Source organism: Pseudomonas sp. MF6755 (assembly GCF_016405635.1).
Lineage (GTDB): Bacteria > Pseudomonadota > Gammaproteobacteria > Pseudomonadales > Pseudomonadaceae > Aquipseudomonas > Aquipseudomonas haemolytica.
Window position 1 is genome coordinate 183,812 of the sequence record NZ_JAEKDA010000011.1, and the last position, 13,848, is coordinate 197,659.

Annotated in this window: 15 protein-coding genes; 8 read left to right on the forward strand and 7 right to left on the reverse strand. The window is 55.4% G+C overall.

Translation table 11 applies throughout. The annotated features are described in order from the left end of the window. Nucleotides 1-24: 24 nt before the first annotated feature. A complete protein-coding gene (locus JFT66_RS16685; RefSeq protein WP_034116409.1) occupies nucleotides 25-1,449 on the reverse strand; it encodes an aminotransferase-like domain-containing protein in 1,425 nt (474 codons plus the stop codon). A 165-nt stretch (nucleotides 1,450-1,614) separates the two neighbouring features. Between JFT66_RS16685 and JFT66_RS16690 the strand changes: the two genes are divergently transcribed. Next, nucleotides 1,615-1,839: a DUF1127 domain-containing protein gene (locus JFT66_RS16690; protein WP_198859657.1), complete on the forward strand. Its 225-nt coding sequence runs from the start codon at nucleotides 1,615-1,617 to the stop codon at nucleotides 1,837-1,839. Here JFT66_RS16690 and JFT66_RS16695 read toward each other — a convergent pair whose 3' ends face one another. After that, on the reverse strand, nucleotides 1,840-3,132 hold the full coding sequence (locus JFT66_RS16695; RefSeq protein ID WP_198859658.1) for an NAD(P)/FAD-dependent oxidoreductase: 1,293 nt from the start codon (nucleotides 3,130-3,132) through the stop codon (nucleotides 1,840-1,842). 115 nt (nucleotides 3,133-3,247) lie between these two features. On the opposite strand from JFT66_RS16695, the gene JFT66_RS16700 reads away from it, so the two are divergent. Next, nucleotides 3,248-3,601 (forward strand): YkgJ family cysteine cluster protein, encoded by a 354-nt coding sequence (locus JFT66_RS16700; RefSeq protein ID WP_034116406.1) that lies wholly within the window; start codon nucleotides 3,248-3,250, stop codon nucleotides 3,599-3,601. Nucleotides 3,602-3,616: 15 nt separating this feature from the next. Here the strand turns inward: JFT66_RS16700 and JFT66_RS16705 are convergent, their stop codons facing one another. Beyond that, nucleotides 3,617-4,105, reverse strand: coding sequence for an Lrp/AsnC ligand binding domain-containing protein (locus JFT66_RS16705; protein WP_003176896.1), 489 nt, complete (start codon nucleotides 4,103-4,105; stop codon nucleotides 3,617-3,619). Between the two features lie 156 nt (nucleotides 4,106-4,261). Between JFT66_RS16705 and dadA the strand changes: the two genes are divergently transcribed. The 5 genes from dadA (at nucleotide 4,262) to JFT66_RS16730 (ending at nucleotide 8,303) form a co-directional block, all read left to right on the forward strand. Further along, nucleotides 4,262-5,563, forward strand: coding sequence for a D-amino acid dehydrogenase (gene dadA, locus JFT66_RS16710; RefSeq protein WP_034116405.1), 1,302 nt, complete (start codon nucleotides 4,262-4,264; stop codon nucleotides 5,561-5,563). Next, complete coding sequence (locus tag JFT66_RS16715; protein ID WP_198859659.1) at nucleotides 5,535-5,888, forward strand: RidA family protein; 354 nt, start codon at nucleotides 5,535-5,537, stop codon at nucleotides 5,886-5,888. Before dadA ends, JFT66_RS16715 begins: the two co-directional genes overlap by 29 nt. A 78-nt stretch (nucleotides 5,889-5,966) precedes the next feature. After that, nucleotides 5,967-7,040, forward strand: coding sequence for an alanine racemase (gene alr, locus JFT66_RS16720; RefSeq protein ID WP_198859660.1), 1,074 nt, complete (start codon nucleotides 5,967-5,969; stop codon nucleotides 7,038-7,040). Between the two features lie 116 nt (nucleotides 7,041-7,156). Further along, nucleotides 7,157-7,705: a cupin domain-containing protein gene (locus JFT66_RS16725; protein ID WP_034116402.1), complete on the forward strand. Its 549-nt coding sequence runs from the start codon at nucleotides 7,157-7,159 to the stop codon at nucleotides 7,703-7,705. Nucleotides 7,706-7,886: 181 nt separating this feature from the next. Then, nucleotides 7,887-8,303, forward strand: coding sequence for a c-type cytochrome (locus tag JFT66_RS16730; RefSeq protein WP_034116401.1), 417 nt, complete (start codon nucleotides 7,887-7,889; stop codon nucleotides 8,301-8,303). A 73-nt stretch (nucleotides 8,304-8,376) separates the two neighbouring features. On the opposite strand, the gene JFT66_RS16735 is transcribed toward JFT66_RS16730, so the two are convergent. Genes JFT66_RS16735 through JFT66_RS16750 form a run of 4 tightly spaced genes read right to left on the reverse strand, consistent with a single transcriptional unit; the run spans nucleotide 8,377 to nucleotide 11,575 of the window. Further along, on the reverse strand, nucleotides 8,377-8,733 hold the full coding sequence (locus tag JFT66_RS16735; RefSeq protein ID WP_034116400.1) for a hypothetical protein: 357 nt from the start codon (nucleotides 8,731-8,733) through the stop codon (nucleotides 8,377-8,379). Next, on the reverse strand, nucleotides 8,730-9,443 hold the full coding sequence (locus JFT66_RS16740) for a hypothetical protein (protein WP_052224504.1): 714 nt from the start codon (nucleotides 9,441-9,443) through the stop codon (nucleotides 8,730-8,732). The genes JFT66_RS16735 and JFT66_RS16740 overlap by 4 nt, the downstream gene beginning before the upstream one ends. Next, nucleotides 9,440-10,198 carry a ferritin-like domain-containing protein gene (locus tag JFT66_RS16745; protein ID WP_233097109.1) on the reverse strand — a complete coding sequence of 253 codons (759 nt, stop codon included), beginning with the start codon at nucleotides 10,196-10,198 and terminating at the stop codon, nucleotides 9,440-9,442. The genes JFT66_RS16740 and JFT66_RS16745 overlap by 4 nt, the downstream gene beginning before the upstream one ends. Nucleotides 10,199-10,240: 42 nt before the next feature. Then, nucleotides 10,241-11,575: a saccharopine dehydrogenase C-terminal domain-containing protein gene (locus JFT66_RS16750; protein ID WP_198859661.1), complete on the reverse strand. Its 1,335-nt coding sequence runs from the start codon at nucleotides 11,573-11,575 to the stop codon at nucleotides 10,241-10,243. 324 nt (nucleotides 11,576-11,899) lie between these two features. On the opposite strand from JFT66_RS16750, the gene JFT66_RS16755 reads away from it, so the two are divergent. Beyond that, on the forward strand, nucleotides 11,900-13,822 hold the full coding sequence (locus JFT66_RS16755) for an acetyl-CoA hydrolase/transferase family protein (protein ID WP_198859662.1): 1,923 nt from the start codon (nucleotides 11,900-11,902) through the stop codon (nucleotides 13,820-13,822). Nucleotides 13,823-13,848: the final 26 nt, after the last annotated feature.

Sequence of the window (13,848 nt, forward strand, 5' to 3'; positions counted from 1 at the left end):
ATGACGGCAATTGACCGGGAAAGGTCAGTCCGCCGTCTCAGCCAGCATTTTGCTCGCGGCGGCGCCGACCTTGCGCACGGCCTCTTCAATCTGTGGCGTTGGCTTGGCAGCGTAGTTCATGCGCAAGCAATTGCGGTACTTGCCGGAGGCAGAAAAGATACTTCCTACTGCTACCTGTACGCCTTGTTCCACCAGTACACGATTGAGCTTCAAGGTGTCGAAGCCCTCCGGCAGTTCTATCCACAGCATGAAGCTGCCCTGGGGTCGACTGGCGCGCGTGCCAGCCGGGAAGTAACGGCTGACCCAATCGAGCATCAAGTCGCGATTACGCTGGTATTGCGTACGCATCCTGCGCAAGTGCGGCTCGAAATGGCCGCCTTTGAGAAATTCGGCAATCGCGATCTGCGGCTGGGTGGCCGTAGAGCCGGTGCTGATGTATTTCATGTGCAGCACCCGGTCCAGGTATCGCCCCGGTGCGACCCAGCCAATGCGCAGGCCCGGTGCCAGGGTTTTCGAGAACGAGCTGCACAGCAGCACGCGGCCATCTTCGTCGAAGGATTTGATCGTACGCGGGCGGGGGTAGCTGTAGGCCAGTTCGCCATATACATCGTCTTCGATAATCGCCACGTCAAAGCGTTGGGCCAGGGTCAGCAGTGCGCGTTTACGCGCCTCCGGCATGATGTAGCCCAGCGGGTTGTTGCAGTTTGGAGTGAGCTGGATGATTTTGATCGGCCACTGTTCCAGCGCCAGTTCCAGTGCGTCGAGGCTGATACCGGTGAGCGGGTCGGTGGGGATTTCCAGGGCTTTCATGCCCAGGCCCTTGAGGGTCTGCATGGCGCCGTGGAAGCTGGGCGAATCCACCGCGACAATATCCCCGGGCTCGCAAATCGCGTGGATGCTGGCGGACAGCGCCTCGTGGCAACCGGTGGTGATCACGATGTCTTCGGCGCTCAGTTGGCAGCCGGAGTCCAATGACAGGCGCGCGATCTGCTCGCGCAGTTCCATACAGCCGAGGATATTGTCGTAATACAGCCCCGGTAGATCCTGGCGCCGGCTTACTCGAGCCAGGCTGCGTAACAGCGGCTTGAGGGTGGGCGACAATACATCTGGCATCCCACGGCCCATCTGTATGACGTCCTTGCGCGGCACCGCACGAATCAGCTCAAGCACCTGGTCCCACTGAGAGATTTCCACGGGGCGCTGCGCTGGGCGACCCACCTCGGGCAGCGCCGGCAGCTCGCGGCCGACCGGCACAAAGTAACCAGACTTGGGTTTGGGCGTCGCCAGGCCATTGTCTTCGAGCAACCGATAGGCTTGTTGCACGGTGCTCAGGCTGACCCCATGTTCAACACTCAAGGCCCGCACCGAGGGCAGTCGATCACCGGGACGGTAGAAGCCCTGTTCAATACGGGTGCCAAGCAATTCGGCGAGGTTGACGTAGAGGGTCATGGAGGTCGCTCCTGGAGACCAGTACAGATAGGGGGAAAATACAGGATTCAGCCGTGCATAGGCAGTATCTGTATGGATTTAATAAAGGCAGGTTGAATCTGTAATGGTTTTGGCCGCAGGCGCATTCTGGTCACTCGAGGCAACACGCCAATGAGGGGCAATAAAATGAACGGTATGAGCGATGTGCGGCTGGCGTTACACAGTCAGGAACTGGAAGCGGGGCAGGAGCGGGCAATGACTGCGCCGACCAACAGCCGCTGGGGGCTGTTCTGGCATCGTCGTCATACACGCAAGGCCCTGCTGGACCTGACCTGTGAACAATTGCGCGACGTAGGGCTTACAGTTGAACAGGCGCGCCATGAAGGTTTGAAACCCTTTTGGCGCGACTGATCAGACCAGTTCCTTGAGGCGGTGCCAGAGCATCCCGAGGGCCAGCAGCGGTGAGCGCAGGTGTTTGCCGCCGGGGAAGGTGATATGCGGCACTTGGGCGAACAGGTCGAAGCGCCCCTGCTGCTCGCCGCTGATGACTTCGGCCAATAGCTTGCCCGCCAGGTGGGTGGCGTTGAGGCCGTGGCCGGCGTAGGCCTGGGCGTAATACACGTTGGGTTGATCCGCCAGGCGGCCAATCTGCGGCAACCGGTTGGCGCCGATGCCGATCATGCCGCCCCATTGGTAGTCGATCTTCACATCGGCCAATTGTGGGAACACCTGCAACATCTTCGGCCGCATGTAGGCGCCAATGTCCTTTGGGTCACGACCGGAATAGTGACAGGCGCCGCCGAACAACAGGCGGCGGTCAGCGGATAGGCGGAAGTAGTCCACCGTCACGCGCTGGTCACACACGGCCATGTTTTGCGGCAACAGGTTGGCGGCTTGCGCCTCGCTCAAGGGCTCGGTGGCGATGATGTAGCTGCCGGCGGGCAGCACCTTGCCGCTCAGTTGCGGGTTGAGCCCGTTCAGGTAGGCGTTGCAGGCCAGCACCAGGGTCTTGGCGCGCACGGTGCCTTGAGCGGTGTGCGCCTTGACCTCGGGGCCGTAGTCGATGCGGGTCACTTGCGATTGTTCGTACAGCTTCACGCCTAATTGCTGTGCGACGCCGGCCTCACCGAGTGCCAGGTTCAGCGGGTGCAGGTGGCCTGAACCCATGTCGATCATGCCGCCTACATAGCGGTCTGAACCGATCACGCTGCCCATCTCGCTGGCTTGCAGCAGGCGCACCTCATGGCGGTAGCCCAGGCCGTGCAGTTCTTCGGCGTCTTCCGCCAAGCCTTGCAGGTCGCGGGGTTTGTTGGCCAGGTCGCAGTAACCCCAGGTCAGGTCGCAGGGAATTTGAAAACGCTCCACGCGTTCCCGCACGATCTCCACGGCTTCCAGACCCATCAGCTTCATCTGGCGTACACCGTCGCTGCCGATCACATTGGCGAACTGATCCAGCCCGTGTCCTACGCCGCGAATCAACTGGCCGCCATTACGCCCGCTGGCGCCCCAGCCGATCTTGTGCGCCTCCAGCAACACCACGCTGAAGCCGCGCTCGGCCAGTTCCAACGCGGTGTTGAGCCCGGAAAAACCGCCGCCAATCACGCACACATCGGCACTCACATCGCTGGTCAACGACGGGTAATCCGGTTGCGGCACGCTGCTGGCGGCGTAGTAGGAAGCGGTGTGCCGGGCGCTGGTGGTCATCGTGGGCATCCCTGTTTGGAAAATTTGACGCAGGATACAGCGGTCGGACGACGCTGTCTGCGCGGGGCGTTTTGCGTCAGAATCCACGCCTATTCACCGTTCGGTACGTGTTTCGATGAGTTGCAACAGGCAGAAAATCAGTACGCTGCGTCGACAGATTCCTTCGTTCGAGTGCGTCCCCGGTTGCCACGACTGCTGTGGGCCGGTGACTACTTCGCCCGAGGAAATGTCGCGCCTGCCCCGCAAGACCGCCGCCGAGCAGGAGGCGGCGATGGATGAGCTGAACTGCGTGCACCTGGGGCCCAATGGTTGCACGGTGTATGACGAGCGGCCGCTGATCTGTCGCCTGTTCGGCACCACCAAGACCTTGCCGTGCCCCAATGGCCGGCGACCGGTGGAGCTCATTCATCCTCGGGTGGAAAAGCAGATCCATGAGTACATGGCGAGCACCCGGCAGGTACTGGTCTGACCGTGTTTGTGCCAGTTAATCCGGGATCGGCAGATTCAGGCTCTCCTTCACCTCCTCCATCACGATGTAGCTCTTGGATTCGCGCACATGGGGCAGCTTGAGCAAAATATCGCCAAGCAATTTGCGGTACGAGGCCATTTCGGAAATCCGCGCCTTCACCAGGTAGTCGAAGTCCCCTGACACCAGGTGGCACTCCAGCACATGGGGCAGTTTCAGCACGGCGCGACGAAACTCTTCAAAGGTATCGCCAGACTTGTAATCGAGGCTGATCTCGACAAATACCAGCAAACTTCCCTTCAAATGCTGAGGGTTAAGCCGGGCGTTGTAGCCCATGATGATGCCCTCGCGCTCCAGGCGTCGCACGCGCTCGGTACAGGGTGTGGTGGACAGCCCGACCTTTTCCCCCAACTCCGTGAACGAAATACGCCCATCGGTTTGCAGGATGCGCAGGATATTGCGGTCGATCTTGTCCAGCTCCCGCTTGGTCTGGGTGTTGGTACGCATAGGGGATACGCCTCTGTGAAAAGGGTTTTTGCCGAGAATTGTCGCCAAATATAGGCATTTATATAGTGAAATGCACTGGTGATTGCTTTTTATACTGCGCCCATCATTGCTCGAATAACACACGTCAGCGGCGAAGCCCGTGATGAGGATATAAAAATGCGCGTTCTGGTCTTGGGTAGCGGCGTCATTGGGGTGACCAGTGCCTACTATTTGGCTCGGGCCGGCTTCGATGTCGTTGTGGTCGACCGTCAGCCCGCCGCTGCCATGGAAACCAGTTTCGCCAACGCCGGCCAGGTGTCCCCTGGCTACGCTTCGCCATGGGCCGCGCCGGGCGTGCCGCTCAAAGCCATCAAGTGGCTGCTGCAACGCCACGCGCCGCTGGCGATCAAGGCCACTGCCGATATTGATCAATACCTGTGGATGGCGCAGATGCTGCGCAACTGCACGGCCAGCCGCTATGCGGTGAACAAGGAGCGCATGGTGCGCCTGTCCGAGTACAGCCGCGACTGCCTTGACGAGTTGCGCGCCGAGACCGGTATTGCCTACGAAGGCCGCAGCCTCGGTACGACCCAGCTGTTCCGCACCCAGGCTCAGCTCGACGGTGCCGCCAAGGACATCGCCGTGCTGAAGGAGTCCGGCGTGCCGTTCGAACTGCTCGACCGCGCCGGCATTGCCCGCGTTGAGCCGGCCCTGGCCAGCGTCACCGATATCCTCGCCGGTGCCCTGCGTCTGCCCAATGACCAGACTGGCGACTGCCAGATGTTCACCACGCGCCTGGCCGAGATGTGCACGCAGCTGGGTGTGGAATTCCGTTTTGAACAAGACATTCAGCGCCTCGATTACGCGGGCGATCGCATCAATGGTGTGTTGATCGACGGCAAGCTGGAAACCGCCGACCGCTACGTGCTGGCCCTCGGCAGCTACTCGCCGAAGTTGCTCAAGCCACTGGGGATCAAGGCACCGGTGTACCCGCTCAAGGGTTACTCGCTGACTGTGCCGATCACCAACCCGGCCATGGCGCCGACTTCGACCATTCTTGACGAGACCTACAAGGTCGCGATCACCCGTTTCGACAACCGCATTCGCGTGGGTGGCATGGCTGAAATAGCCGGTTTTGACCTGTCGCTGAACCCACGTCGACGCGAAACCCTGGAGATGATCGTCAACGACCTTTATCCTCAGGGCGGCGATTTGACCCAAGCCAGTTTCTGGACCGGCCTGCGCCCGACCACTCCCGACGGCACGCCGATTGTCGGTGCCACGCCATTCAAGAACCTGTTCCTGAATACCGGCCACGGCACGCTCGGTTGGACCATGGCCTGTGGTTCCGGTCGCTTGCTGGCCGACCTGATGGCGAAGAAAACCCCGCAGATCAGCGCCGCAGGCCTCGATATTTCCCGTTATGGCAACCACCAGGAGTCCGCAAAACATGTCAATCCAGCGCCAGCTCACCAATGAGCGCATGAGCCAGATCGTTGTCCACAGCGGTAACGTGTATCTGGCAGGGCAAGTCGGCGACGACATGAGTGCCGGGATTGAACAGCAGACCCGTGAAACCCTGGCCAATATCGAGCGTTTGCTGGACTTGGCCGGCACCGACAAGACCAAGTTGCTGTCGGTGACCATCTACCTGAAAGACATCGACGCCGACTTTGCCGGCATGAACGCGGTATGGGACAAGTGGTTGCCCAAGGGCGTCGCCCCGGCCCGTGCCACGGTTGAAGCCAAACTGTGCGAACCAGAAATCCTGGTCGAGCTTTCAGTCGTGGCTGCACTGCCTTAATAACGATCCCTCTCCCGGCGCCGACGCTGTTGGTCGGCACCGGTTTTTTTTTACCTTGCTGCCTAGAAGCCTGCCGCCATGCGTCCAGCCCGTGCCCTGATCGACCTCCAAGCCCTGCGTCATAACTACCAATTGGCCCGTGAAGTCACGGGGGCCAAGGCTCTCGCCGTGGTCAAGGCGGATGCCTACGGCCATGGTGCTGTGCGTGTGGCCCAGGCGCTGGAGGCCGAGGCCGACGGGTTTGCCGTAGCGTGCATCGAGGAAGCGCTGGAGCTGCGTGCTGCCGGCATTCGTGCGCCGGTGCTGCTGTTGGAAGGCTTTTTCGAAGCCGACGAGCTGCCGCTGATCATCGAGCATGATTTGTGGTGCGTGGTGCATTCGCTGTGGCAGTTGGACGCGATCGAACAGGCTCGCCTGAGCACGCCGTTGACGGTGTGGCTCAAGTTGGACTCGGGCATGCACCGTGTCGGCCTGCATCCCAAGGATTACCCCGAGGCGTATCAGCGCCTGCTGGCCAGCGGCAAAGTGGCCAAGATCGTGTTGATGAGCCACTTCGCCCGCGCCGATGAACTTGATTGCGTCAGCAGCAACGAACAAGTGGCGGTATTCGAAGCGGCGCGCCGAGGTTTGGCTGCTGAAGTCAGCTTGCGCAACTCACCGTCTGTACTGGGCTGGCCCAGTGTGTCCAGCGACTGGGTGCGCCCGGGAATCATGCTCTACGGTGCAACACCATTTGGTGAGGACCAGGCTCTCGCCGCTCGATTGCAGCCGGTGATGAGCCTTGAGTCCAAAGTCATCTGCGTGCGCGAGCTACCCGCCGGCGAACCCGTGGGCTATGGCGCCAAGTTCGTCACATCCAAGCCGATGCGCATCGGCGTGGTTGCCATGGGCTATGCCGACGGCTATCCGCGCCACGCGCCCACCGGCACGCCGGTACTGGTGGCGGGCCAGCGCAGCCAGTTGCTGGGGCGTGTGTCGATGGACATGCTCTGTGTCGACCTCACCGACGTGCCTCAGGCGGGCCTCGGCTCCACGGTGGAGCTGTGGGGCAAGAATATCCTTGCCAGCGACGTTGCCGTGGCCGCCGAGACCATTCCCTACCAGATCTTCTGCAATCTGCGCCGAGTGCCGCGGCTCTATTGCGGCGCTTAGCCGTCGGCAACGAACCGAGCAGGCCGGGATTTAGGCCCAAGTGTTGTAAATACTGAACGCTGTCGCCATGATAACGCTCAATTACAACAAAGCCTGAATCCTAGGAGGCTCCTGCATTGGACGTCGGCGAACGACTGCAATCCATCCGTAAACTCAAAGGTCTTTCCCAGCGTGAGCTCGCCAAGCGTGCGGGCGTCACCAACAGCACCATTTCGATGATCGAGAAAAACAGCGTCAGCCCCTCGATCAGCTCCTTGCGCAAGGTGCTGGGCGGTATCCCCATGTCCATGGTCGAGTTCTTTTCCGAGGAGATCCTCCAGGAAATACCGACGCAGATCGTCTATAAAGCCAATGAGCTGATCGACATCTCTGATGGTGCCGTCACCATGAAATTGGTGGGCCGTGCGCACCCGAGCCGGGCCATCGCATTTCTCAACGAAATCTACCCGCCGGGTGCCGATACGGGCGAAGAAATGCTCACCCACGAAGGCGAAGAAACCGGGATCGTGGTGGAAGGTCGCCTGGAGTTGGTGGTCGGTCTTGAAACTTTTGTGCTCGAAGCTGGCGATAGCTACTACTTTGAAAGCACCAAGCCCCATCGTTTTCGTAATCCGTTCGAGGTGCCGGCGCGACTAATCAGCGCAGCGACGCCCGCGAACTTTTAAGAACAGAGGCGCCCTGCCAGCGTTGCAGAGGCTCCCGTAGCTGTATCCGTGCGGCCGAATCTCCCTTTATTTAATAGGGTTGTTTCGGCGGGGCGGGCTAACCGTTATACTTTCGCCGCCTGCGAAACCGTGGCCGCAGGCGTGAATAGCCACCATTGAGGGTGAACGCGTGAACCTAATTATGAAAATGCTGGCTGCACCAGCAACCGTACTGGCCCTATGGGCTGTCAGCGCTCAAGCTGCGACCAACGATGACATTGCCAAGCGCCTGGAGCCTGTGGGCCAGGTGTGCGTCCAGGGCCAGGAATGCAAGGGCATGGAAGTGGCCGTGGCGGCGGGTGGTGGCGGTGGCGCGAAGACGCCAGACGAAGTCATTGCCAAGCATTGCAATGCTTGCCACGGCACTGGGTTGTTGGGTGCGCCTAAGATTGGCGACACCGCCGCGTGGAAAGAGCGCGCCGATCATCAAGGTGGCCTCGATGGCATCCTGGCGAAAGCGATCACGGGTATCAATGCCATGCCGCCGAAGGGCACCTGTGCCGATTGCTCGGATGACGACCTGAAGGCCGCAATCGAGAAGATGTCTGGATTGAAGTAAAATTTTGGCGTTTACAAAAGGTTAGCCCACAAAGTGAGCTAACCTTTTTGGATAACAAGAGTCCCTTCGCATATTAAAGTACCAAGGTCGCCAGTAGCCCTATGGCGCCAAGAATGAACCCGATTAGCGCCCCGGGCCCCGGTAGTTCCTTTAACATCGCATAAATGACTATAGGTTCTAATATAAGCAGCAGAGTGAGTGACGCCACTGTCACGACCCATATATTGCCTGTGCCTTGGTAACCTAGCCAATAAGCGAATATCAGGCTTATGCCAGCAATGCATATCAACAAAATTGGTTTTATAAAAAGCTCTGGATTTTCTATAACTCGTCCAGAAAGTTTTGATGCATACACTTCACTATAGATGGTTAGTATTTCGCCAAATACCATAAGCACCATGGATGCTATTAAATAGTGACTACTTTTCATTTTTTATCCCTAGTTAGGATCTCTAGTATTTCACTCGCGGCGGCTTCCGCATAATCACTATCGCCTAGAAGAAAGTGTGGCCCGTCATGATCAAGCAAGAAGGTATTTTTGTAAGGCATGCGTTCAAGTTGAATGATGTGGTCTAAGGTTTTTTCAATCAGATCTAACTTGGATGAATGGTTAATTCTTATTAGTTTGATGGCGTTTGCGAAATGTGTCGCTTCATCGGCTATTAGGTTGCAAATCCATGTGTTGAAGCCCACGTGTCCAAATTGATTGTAAAATATGTCTTTTTTGTATGTTTTAACTGAGATGTATTCATCGTAAGCAAATGCAGTAAGTAAACTTAATTCGTTTGATAGAATTTCTTCAAAGGGTTCAAAATTGCTGCATCTTAATTTTAAGTTTTCTAAGATGGTTTCTTCATTTGAATTAAATATCAAGCGATTCAGCTCTATGAAGCCATCGGCATGATTTTTTTCATCTGAAAACCATAAGTCTAAATATTGCACAGCGTACGGGGAAAGCTCTGGTCGTCTCGGATAAAGGTAATGGTACAGGTTTATCGAGTCGTATTCAGAAACTAAATCGGCCAAGAAGAAATTCTCGTATTGTGGATCAATGCCTGGATTGATCCATTCGCTATTGGAAATTTCTTTGAATAGAGCTCTAGCGCTCCAATGACGTTTGTTAAGGAAAGGCGGTTTCATTTTTTTGCTCCGTTTGATGTGCTAACGTCATGACTCAATTTCTTGATAATTGTTGGAATTATTATTTCTTCTATTTCTCTTTTAGTGATTGGATAGTCAGGCGTATTGTGGTCTAACACGAATGTTCCTGTGTATTGAGTTTTTTCAAAATCCAATTTGAAAAGTTCTTTAAGTATGGATGGGGCTTCGTGAAGCCTATTTGGGAATAGCTGTTTAGCTTGTTCTATGAAAAAGAAAAAATGGTTAACCTCGTCTCTTTTGGTTTTTCTAATCCAGACTGACAACTGCGAGGAACTAAACTTGTCGTAATTTTTTATGCTGCGCTGATAGACGTGCGTCGTGATTATCTCGTCATACGCAAGCAAGATTAAAAGTTTAAGTGGGTCCTGTATAAAGGGGGTCAGACTGTTGAAGTCAGATTTTCTAGTTTCAACTTCCATGGCTACTACATCAAGCGGAATTTTGGTATATGCTGAATAAATCAGAGAAAATCCATAAGCGTGATCGATTTCATCTCTAAGCCAAGGCTTTAAGATATTTGCCAATCCAGAGATGCAGCCTGGACTCTGATTGGCTATATGCCAATAAAGCCTCCTTGCATCGTATTCTGTGATTATTGAGTCGAAGAAAATTTCTTTCCAGGCAGCTTTATCTGCCTTGCTAAGCGTTACCGGCGGAAAGCAAAAATCCTTAAGGATTGTAGACGCATTGTTTAATCCTTTCGGTGCATTAGAGGTGCTCTGAGTGTTACTCATGATAGCGGCCTTTTGGTGGAGTTATTTTTCATATAAAAGTTTTCATACTAAAAAATTACTGAATGACAGCGTGTGGTCGGCGTCGGATGGTTTCCAGTCTATCTGTTGACTTACGATGGGTTCCCAATAGTTAACAGTGATGTCGTACACGTAACGCCAATCTAATTTTTCGGATTCTATGACTCCCGCATTTGGAAAGTCTTCGGCCCATTTCATGCCGCCAATTATGCTGGAGGCAACTTGTAAAGTTGTTGCACTGTTATATTTGGCCATTTTCCTAGCTTTACCAATCGATAGGTTTGACCCTAGCCAGAAGGCGCGAAACTTTTTACTAATCAAAAAAATGCCAAGCTCATCTATTCCTGAAATGATGTCATCTTTCAAAATCGATTTTGTAACGTTTTCTGCCCCCACACTCTGATCCAAAAGTCGCATTGAATCGAGTGTCTGATCACAAGGTTCATATGCATAGTAAACAGTTGGGCGGTAGGTGGGACTCTCTGGGTCGCCTAACGTCAGGTATTCAGAAATCGACAGCGCTTCGTTATGGGTTATTAAATAGGCAGAAAATTCCAAATAGTTAGGTGACCAGCTTTTAACTCTAACGTTGCACCCTTGCTCTAACATTTCTAGCGCATAGCCATTTTTTCGTGCGCCGAAAGGCATTTCTGTTTCATGTGTTCCCCAGCCCAACTCCGCTGGCTGTAGGCATTCGGTAATAAGCCCGTCCACAGACCATGTAGAGACGAAGTTTAACGGGGGACGCACTGACGCGCTGACTTGGGAGTCATGTTCGGAAATTTGTATAACTTGTATTCCAAGGGTATTAGCAAGTGCCGCCCATTCGATCTGGTTTTTCGGCTCTGACACTATGCTGTTTGCTGCTGCCATTTCTACTAGAGCTTTCTTCAATAATATTGAGATGAATCCAGGATTTGCGCCATGGGCGATAATAGCTGTTGGGCCATTGGTTTTCTGTTGATACGTTTTCATCATCTCCCGAAGCTGATAGTTGCTGGTAAACGCCTTGTGTTTTTCGTCTTTGTAGTCCCACGGCTCTATACAAGTGTCTAGATAAAGTGAGTCATGCTTTTGAGCCAGCTTTAGAAGCTCTAGGCTTGAGACAGATACTGCAAGGTTCACTAAAAAAGTATTTCCGTTTAAGTGTGGCGAGAGTATATGTTTGAAATTTTCAGCTGTTATGGTTTTTTCTTCTAGAATGGCTGAGAATTCAGTGGTGATATCGGTAAAACCTTTTTTAACGTGCTTCTCAAAAATTGTCACTTTCACTCCACTGTAATGCTTCGATAATAGTGGGAGCAGGCCTTGGGCGACGCTTCCGAAGCCGATAATTATTATATGTTCAATGTTTTTCATTGCGCTTCCTTGGATAGTTGCATTCGGTGGGGGACAGTATTTTGGAATTTGTTTTATGCTGAAGTCGATAGTAGTGCGTGGGTGTAATCTGTGTTTTGAATATGTCCTAAATGAGCGTAGGTTTTTATTCAGCGACTTGTAGGGTTTTTCTCTTGTTGAGGTTGTTGGTTAAACTTTTATGATATGTTTCTGTTTTTATTAGGCTTTTATTTCAGCTTCTTCATGCGCACGGTTATGGAGTTGTCAAATTGATTGCTGGTCATTGCAGCAAAGACCCGGCAAGCTCGGTCCAACCCCTAATCATGGAATGTTCAGGAGGGTCGGATGGTGCAGTTGTGTTCAATCGAGCAAGCAGTTGACGACGTACTGGCGCGGTTGCCGGCGCATATCCACATGGGTATGCCGCTTGGCCTGGGCAAGCCCAATCTGTTTGCCAATGCGCTATACCGGCGCATTGCCAAGTTGCCGGAGCGGGCGTTGACGATCTACACCGCGCTGGCCCTGGGCCGCCCAACCATGGGCGATGGCTTGCAGAAACGCTTCCTTGAACCCTTCATCGAGCGGGTGTTTGGCGACTACCCAGAGCTGGATTTCCTCGCCGACCTGCACAAGGACAGCCTGCCGAAGAATATCCAGGTGCAGCAGTTTTTCATGCAGCCCGGCAGCCTGCTCCACAGCGCTCAAGCGCAGCAGGATTACGTCAGCAGCAACTACAGCCATGCCGCCCGCGATATCAACGCCGCCGGCCTGAACCTGGTGGCGCAACTGGTTGCCAGCAGCGCCGAGCATCCTGACCGCCTGAGCCTGAGCTGCAACCCGGATATCACCCTCGACCTGCTGCCGATGATCGCCAAGCGCCGTGAAGCGGGGGAAACCATCCTCGTTGTCGGCCAGGTCCACAGCGATTTGCCCTACATGCCCGGCGACGCCGAATTGGGCATGGACGCATTCGATTACCTCATCGACGAAAAGGACAGCACCACGCTGTTCTCCACGCCGAACATGCCGGTAGGTTTCCAGGATCACTTTATCGGTTTGCACGCCAGCACCCTGGTGCGTGACGGCGGCACCTTGCAGATCGGCATCGGCTCCATGGGCGATGCGCTGACCGCGGCCTTGCTGGCGCGCCAGGCCGATAACGAAGCCTACCGGCTGTTGCTGACGGACCTGGATGTGTATCAGTGGGCGCCATTGATCAGCCGTGAGGGCGGTGTCGAACCTTTCGCCCGTGGTCTTTACGGTTGCAGCGAGATGTTCGTCAACGGCCTGTTGGTGCTGGCGGATGCCGGGATTGTGCGGCGCAAGGTCTACCCGGATGTGGCGACCCAGGCGCAGGCCAACGCAGGCACCCTGGACGATGCGGCGCAACCCGATGGCGTGTCGATCCATGGCGGCTTCTTTCTAGGGCCGCGAAGTTTTTACCAGCGCTTACAGGAAATGACCCACGCCAAGCGCCTCGAATTCAACATGACCGGCATCAGCTATATCAACGAGCTGTACGGCCAGGAAGAGCTCAAGCGTTTACAGCGGCTGGATGCGCGGTTTATCAACAGCGCGATCATGGTGACGTTGCTCGGCGCTGGCGTGGCCGACCAGTTGGAAGATGGCCGTGTGCTCAGCGGTGTGGGCGGGCAATACAATTTTGTGGCCCAGGGGCATGCGCTGGAAGGTGCGCGCTCAGTCCTGATCCTGCGCAGCTGGCGCGAGGCAGGGGGGGAGGTCAGCTCCAATATCGTCTGGGAGTACGGCCACTGCACCATTCCCCGGCACCTGCGGGATATTGTCATTACCGAATACGGCATTGCCGATTTGCGCGGTCAGACGGATGCCAAGGTGATCGAAGCGCTGCTGAATATCACCGACTCACGGTTCCAGGGTGACTTGATCGAGCAGGCGCAAAAGGCCGGCAAGCTGCCCAAGGATTTTCACTTGGACCCACGCTTTACCGACAATACGCCAGAGCGGCTCAAGGGGATCCAGGCGCGTCACCGCCAGTTGTTTCCGGAGTATCCGCTGGGCAGTGACTTTACGGATGAGGAGCGTGATCTGTTGCGGGCGCTGAACTGGCTCAAGAGCAAATTCAAGCTGACGGAGATTTTGGAATTGGGTAAGGCGGCACTCGACGCGCCGGAGCCGCAGGCGTATCCCGAGCATCTCAAGCGTATGCGCTTGGATCAGCCGGAGGGATTGAAGGAAGACTTGTACCAGCGCCTGCTGCTCGCGGGCCTACAGGCCACCGCGCACTAACAAACACCACAAGGCAAATGTGGGAG

What these genes read in the sequence shown, in the direction of transcription:
- JFT66_RS16685 (WP_034116409.1), bottom strand. Translation starts at nt 1,449, where the DNA reads ATGACCCTCTACGTCAACCTCGCCGAATTGCTTGGCACCCGTATTGAA.
- JFT66_RS16735 (WP_034116400.1), bottom strand. Translation starts at nt 8,733, where the DNA reads ATGAAAAGTAGTCACTATTTAATAGCATCCATGGTGCTTATGGTATTT.
- JFT66_RS16700 (WP_034116406.1), top strand. Translation starts at nt 3,248, where the DNA reads ATGAGTTGCAACAGGCAGAAAATCAGTACGCTGCGTCGACAGATTCCT.
- JFT66_RS16750 (WP_198859661.1), bottom strand. Translation starts at nt 11,575, where the DNA reads ATGAAAAACATTGAACATATAATAATTATCGGCTTCGGAAGCGTCGCC.
- JFT66_RS16745 (WP_233097109.1), bottom strand. Translation starts at nt 10,198, where the DNA reads ATGAGTAACACTCAGAGCACCTCTAATGCACCGAAAGGATTAAACAAT.
- JFT66_RS16705 (WP_003176896.1), bottom strand. Translation starts at nt 4,105, where the DNA reads ATGCGTACCAACACCCAGACCAAGCGGGAGCTGGACAAGATCGACCGC.
- dadA (WP_034116405.1), top strand. Translation starts at nt 4,262, where the DNA reads ATGCGCGTTCTGGTCTTGGGTAGCGGCGTCATTGGGGTGACCAGTGCC.
- JFT66_RS16695 (WP_198859658.1), bottom strand. Translation starts at nt 3,132, where the DNA reads ATGACCACCAGCGCCCGGCACACCGCTTCCTACTACGCCGCCAGCAGC.
- JFT66_RS16740 (WP_052224504.1), bottom strand. Translation starts at nt 9,443, where the DNA reads ATGAAACCGCCTTTCCTTAACAAACGTCATTGGAGCGCTAGAGCTCTA.
- JFT66_RS16730 (WP_034116401.1), top strand. Translation starts at nt 7,887, where the DNA reads ATGAAAATGCTGGCTGCACCAGCAACCGTACTGGCCCTATGGGCTGTC.
- JFT66_RS16690 (WP_198859657.1), top strand. Translation starts at nt 1,615, where the DNA reads ATGAACGGTATGAGCGATGTGCGGCTGGCGTTACACAGTCAGGAACTG.
- JFT66_RS16715 (WP_198859659.1), top strand. Translation starts at nt 5,535, where the DNA reads ATGTCAATCCAGCGCCAGCTCACCAATGAGCGCATGAGCCAGATCGTT.
- JFT66_RS16755 (WP_198859662.1), top strand. Translation starts at nt 11,900, where the DNA reads ATGGTGCAGTTGTGTTCAATCGAGCAAGCAGTTGACGACGTACTGGCG.
- alr (WP_198859660.1), top strand. Translation starts at nt 5,967, where the DNA reads ATGCGTCCAGCCCGTGCCCTGATCGACCTCCAAGCCCTGCGTCATAAC.